At 38.0% G+C, this 1508-nt stretch carries 1 protein-coding gene; it reads left to right on the forward strand.

Annotated features, from left to right (window positions below):
• Positions 1-143: 143 nt before the first annotated feature.
• Positions 144-1469 (forward strand): IS3 family transposase, encoded by a 1326-nt coding sequence (locus tag EF384_RS09515; RefSeq protein ID WP_123781472.1) that lies wholly within the window; start codon positions 144-146, stop codon positions 1467-1469.
• Positions 1470-1508 lie beyond the last annotated feature (39 nt).

Here is a 1508-nt window from a genome sequence, read left to right on the forward strand (position 1 = left end):
AAAAAAGTGCCCTTCTATAGGGTTTGTTTTTGTATACTTATGAATAGAGGAAAATACGTTAACGTTTGAATTGAAGTAGTATTGCTCCATTCATTAAACCACAATTCATATTAACTGCACTACGTGCAGAAAGGAGCCGCTAAATGTCAAAGTTAATTTTTACATCCGAACAAATTCGAGTTTTGAGAAGAAATCCGTACGTTAAAAATGTATCAGAGAAAAGCATTACTTATTCCGATGAATTCAAACGCCATTTTGTTTCAGAATCATTGGATTCAAAAACGGCTAAACAAATATTTATTGAAGCAGGATTTGATCCGGAAATGCTTGGTGAAAGCCGGATAAAAGCATTCGCTAAGAAATGGCGAAAAAGATATCGTGATAATGGTGTTTTGGCATTGAAAGATACTCGACAAAACCGTTCAGGCAGACCGCGAAAGACTGAACGAACACCTGAACAACAAATTGAACAGTTACAAGCTAAAATTTCATTATTAGAGCAGGAAAATGAATTGTTAAAAAAATCAGAATGGAGCGAAAGGAGGCTAGAAAACAGCGAAAAGACTAGTGAAACCTTCGCAAGAATCCATAGAATGAAAACAGATGGTTCCTACACAGGAACGATTATAGATGCATGTGAAACGCTGGAGGTTTCTCGCTCAGGTTATTACAATTATTTAAAGGGCTTAGCCCAGAGAAACGTACGAGAAGAGGAAGATCAAGCTTGGAGAATCCAAATTGAAAACGCCTATAGCTACCGTGGTTACAAGAAAGGCTCTCGTAGTATTGTCATGTATTTCAAGAATATTCTAGGAATGACAGTCAATCGTAAAAAGGTCCAGCGCTTGATGAGGAAATTTCATATTTTCTGCCCCATTCGTAAAGCGAACCCCTATAAGAGAATGGCGAAAGCTACCAAAGAACACCACACTGTTGAGAATAAATTGGAGCGTCAATTTGTCCAAGGAATAGCTCATAAAGTTCTCTTAACTGATATCACTTATTTACCTGGAGCCAATGGATTTATGGGTTATTTGTCGACCATTAAAGACGGCACGACGAAAGAGATACTCGCTCACTATGTATCTGATAACCTAAAACTAGCTATCTCATTAACTACCATTGATGTATTAATGAGCGCCCACGGCGCAACGTTACACAAAGATGCCTTTATCCATTCAGATCAGGGCGTGCACTATACGAGTCCTAAATTCCATAAGAAGTTGGCGGATAATGACTTAGGACAGTCCATGTCTAGAAGAGGTAATTGTTGGGACAACGCTCCTCAAGAGTCGTTCTTTGGTCATTTGAAAGATGAAATGGAGTATAAAAGTTGTGTCCATTTAGAAGAGTTACGAGCAATAGTAGATGATTACATAGACTACTATAATAATGAACGCGGACAATGGAACCTAAAAAAATTGCCTCCTGTTCATTACAGGGAGCAATTTTTATCGGGTGTTGCATAAGGTCTTTTTTTTAATGTCCTTGACACAGGGTCCATTTTA

Origin of the sequence: Aerococcus agrisoli (genome assembly GCF_003797145.1) — a bacterium.
GTDB classification, from domain to species: Bacteria; Bacillota; Bacilli; order Lactobacillales; family Aerococcaceae; genus Aerococcus; species Aerococcus agrisoli.

Coding starts and splice junctions, on each gene's coding strand:
- EF384_RS09515 (WP_123781472.1), top strand. CDS start 144: ATGTCAAAGTTAATTTTTACATCCGAACAAATTCGAGTTTTGAGAAGA.